This window comes from Streptomyces sp. NPDC096105, assembly GCF_044763335.1.
GTDB lineage: Bacteria > Actinomycetota > Actinomycetes > Streptomycetales > Streptomycetaceae > Streptomyces.
This window is the reverse complement of sequence record NZ_JBIWGC010000006.1, coordinates 1-3,905: the sequence shown is the minus strand read 5'-3', so window position 1 is coordinate 3,905 and position 3,905 is coordinate 1. Positions and strand designations below refer to the sequence as shown.

At 75.0% G+C, this 3,905-nt stretch carries 2 protein-coding genes; both read left to right on the top strand.

The features are described from left to right. A partial coding sequence (locus tag ACIQ8B_RS11885; RefSeq protein ID WP_403546582.1) for a ribonuclease E/G occupies window positions 1-3,617 on the top strand: 3,617 nt, incomplete at its 5' end. 79 nt (window positions 3,618-3,696) lie between these two features. Continuing rightward, window positions 3,697-3,905 (top strand): sugar phosphate nucleotidyltransferase (locus ACIQ8B_RS11880; RefSeq protein ID WP_366253152.1); only part of this gene is annotated, 209 nt, incomplete at its 3' end.

Sequence of the window (3,905 nt, the reverse complement as noted above, 5' to 3'; positions counted from 1 at the left end):
GGCGTGCGACGCGCACCGTGACCTCTCCTGCGGCTGAGGCTTCCGTCGAGGCCGCCGCGGAAGAGGCCGCTCCGGCCGCCGGGCCCGCGGAGGAGTCGGCCGGCGGCACGACGGAGGATGCTGCCCCGCGCCGTACCCGTCGTCGTGCCACGCGGCGCGCCTCCGCGCCCGCCGGTGCTCCCGCTCCCGCCGAGGCGGCCGAGGCCGTCGCCGGGCAGAGCGACGACGAGACCGAGCAGGCCGCCCCGACCGCCGAGGAGGCCCCGGTGAGCGAGAACGACAAGCAGGACGACACCCCCGCCGCGCAGGCCGCCGAGGAGGCCGCCCCGCGCCGCCGCCGTCGCGTCGTCCGCAAGGCCGCCGCCGGCTTCGCCGAGCCCGCGCGTCCCGCCCGCACCGCCGAGGACGAGGACGAGGAGGGCGCCCCGCGCCGTCCCGCCCGCCCCGCCGTCGCCGTGTTCCAGCCGCCGGTGTTCACCGAGCCGCGCTTCCAGACCCCGGAGCGGGCCGCCGCCGAGGCCGCCGGACTCGCCGATGCCGCGGAGCCGGAGGAGGAGACCGAGGAGCTCCCGGAGGAGCAGCCCGCCGCCTCGCGCCGTCGCCGTCGCCGCAGGGGCGCGTCCGACGAGCCCGAGGCCGCCGCCCCGGCCGCCGTCGAGGAGGCCCCCGAGGCCGACGCCGAGGACGCCACGGAGCCGACCGAGGACCACGCCGACACCGACGAGGGCGACGACCACGCCGACACCGACGAGGGCGACGACCACGAGTCGTCCGGCTCGCGCCGCCGCCGTCGCCGGGGCGGCCGTCGCCGCCGGCGTGGTGACTCCGCCGACGCCGACGCCGAGACGGGGGAGCAGCAGGACGGCGACACCGACGGTGCCGAGCCGAGCGCCGCCGAGCAGGCCGCCCAGGACGCCGAGGACACCGCCGAGCAGGCCGAGGAGGACGCCGAGGAGCGCGAGGAGCGCGAGGACAACGGCGGCTCCAGCAGCAGCCGGCGCCGGCGCCGCCGCCGTCGCCGTGCCGGGGACAGCGGAGGGGAGACCGAGCCGTCCGCCGACGACCCCGAGCGCACGGTCGTCAAGGTCCGCGAGCCCCGCCCGAAGGCCGAGCCGTCCGACGAGGTGCAGTCCATCAAGGGCTCCACCCGCCTGGAGGCCAAGAAGCAGCGCCGCCGCGAGGGCCGCGAGCAGGGCCGCCGGCGTGTGCCGATCATCACCGAGGCCGAGTTCCTGGCCCGCCGCGAGGCCGTCGAGCGCGTCATGGTGGTCCGCCAGCACGGCGACCGCACGCAGATCGGCGTCCTGGAGGACGGCGTGCTCGTCGAGCACTACGTCAACAAGGAGCAGGCCACCTCGTACGTCGGCAACGTCTACCTCGGCAAGGTGCAGAACGTCCTGCCGTCGATGGAGGCCGCCTTCATCGACATCGGCAAGGGCCGCAACGCCGTCCTGTACGCCGGCGAGGTCAACTTCGACGCACTCGGCATGTCGGGCGGCCCGCGCCGCATCGAGTCCGCGCTGAAGTCCGGCCAGCCGGTGCTGGTCCAGGTCACCAAGGACCCGATCGGCCACAAGGGCGCCCGCCTCACCAGCCAGGTCTCCCTCCCGGGCCGCTACCTCGTGTACGTGCCCGAGGGCTCGATGACCGGCATCAGCCGCAAGCTGCCCGACACCGAGCGGGCCCGGCTGAAGACCATCCTCAAGAAGATCGTCCCCGAGGACGCGGGCGTCATCGTGCGCACCGCCGCCGAGGGCGCCAGCGAGGACGAGCTGCGCCGCGACGTCGAGCGGCTCCAGGCACAGTGGGAGGAGATCAAGAAGAAGTCCAAGAACGGCGGCACCGCCCCGACGCTGCTGTACGGCGAGCCGGACATGACCGTCCGCGTCGTCCGGGACATCTTCAACGAGGACTTCTCCAAGGTCATCGTCAGCGGTGACGAGGCCTGGCAGACCATCCACGGCTACGTCTCCCACGTCGCGCCCGACCTGGCCGACCGCCTGCAGCGGTGGACCAGCGAGGTCGACGTCTTCGCCACGTACCGGATCGACGAGCAGCTCGCCAAGGCGCTGGACCGCAAGGTCTGGCTGCCCAGCGGCGGTTCGCTGGTGATCGACCGCACCGAGGCGATGGTCGTCATCGACGTCAACACCGGCAAGTTCACCGGTCAGGGCGGCAACCTCGAGGAGACCGTCACCAGGAACAACCTGGAGGCGGCCGAGGAGATCGTGCGCCAGCTCCGGCTGCGCGACCTCGGCGGCATCATCGTCATCGACTTCATCGACATGGTGCTGGAGTCCAATCGGGACCTGGTGCTGCGCCGCCTGCTGGAGTGCCTGGGCCGGGACCGTACGAAGCACCAGGTCGCCGAGGTGACCTCGCTGGGCCTGGTCCAGATGACCCGCAAGCGGGTCGGACAGGGCCTGCTGGAGTCGTTCTCCGAGACCTGCGTCCACTGCAACGGCCGCGGTGTGATCGTCCACCTCGACCAGCCGTCCTCCTCCGGCGGCGGCAAGCGCCGCAAGAGGGCCCGGGCCGGCGCGGCGGACCAGCCGCACGAGCACGAGGCCGCCGTCGTGGAGACGGCCGAGCAGGAGGCCGAGGCGGAGGCGGAGACGCCGGCCGAGGTCGCCGCCGAGGTGGCCGAGCCGGCCGCGCTGCCCGCGCCCGAGTTCACTCCGGACGAGGAGCTGTACAGCAGCGCCGCCGAGGCGGAGGCCGCGGCCTCCCGCGGCCGTACGCGCCGCCGGGGGAGCCGTCGGGCGTCCGCGCCCACGGGCTCGCCGCAGCGCGAGAGCGCCAGGGGCGGCCGCAGGCAGGCAGTGGCCGAGGAGCGCGGGGAGGAGACGCCCGTCGCCGAGGAGGCGCAGGTCCCCACGGCGCAGGACGTGACGGCCGCCGAGGCGGCGGAGCGTCCCGTGCAGCCCGAGTCGGCCGCCGAGGCGCTGGCCGAGCCGGCCGCCGCCGAGGACGCCGTGGTGCCCCAGGCCGCCGAGGAGGCCGCTCCGCAGGGCCGTACCCGCCGCCGGGCCACCCGCAAGGTGTCCGCGCCGGCCGGTTCCCCGGCGGGCGCGGAGGCCGCGGTGGTGACCGTCGCCGAGTCCGCGAGGACGGAGGAGGCGCCGAAGGCCGAGGAGGAGACCCCGGCCGAGGCGGCTGCCGCCCCGGAGCCCGCGCCCGAGGCGCCGGCCCCGGCCCCGGCCCGTCCGCGGCGTCGCGCGGTGCGCAAGCCGAGCACCTCGACCGCGTCCGAGGACATGGCCGTCGTGGTCCTGCCGTCCGCCCCGGCGGAGGAGCAGAAGCCCGACGGGCCGGCCGCCGAGGAGTCCGCTGCCGAGCCTGAGGCCACCGCGCACGCCGTCGAGGAACCGGCCGCCGAGGAGGCCGCTCCGGCCAAGAAGACCGCCGCCAAGAAGTCGGCGGCCAAGAAGGCCACGGCGAAGAAGGCCGCCGCGAAGAAGACGACCACGGCCAAGAAGACCGCCGCCAAGAAGACGACGACGGCGAAGAAGACCGCCGCCAAGAAGTCGACGGCGAAGAAGGCCACGGCGAAGAAGACGGCCGCTGCCGAGCAGCAGGCGCCGTCCTCCGTCACGGCCGCGGCCGAAGAGAGCTGACCGGACGTCTACGCTGTGTGGTCCTGTCCCCCGTGGGGCAGGACCACACGTTTTGTGTTCCATAAGGAGAAAGACCGCGATGATAGGCCTCGTGCTCGCGGCCGGCGCCGGCCGGCGTCTGCGCCCCTACACCGACACGCTCCCCAAGGCCCTGGTGCCGGTGGGCGCGGAGGGCGACCCGGACGCCGTGACCGTCCTGGACCTGACGCTCGGGAACTTCGCGGAGATCGGGCTGACCGAGGTCGGCGTCGTGGTCGGCTACCGCAAGGAGGCCGTGTACGAGCGCAA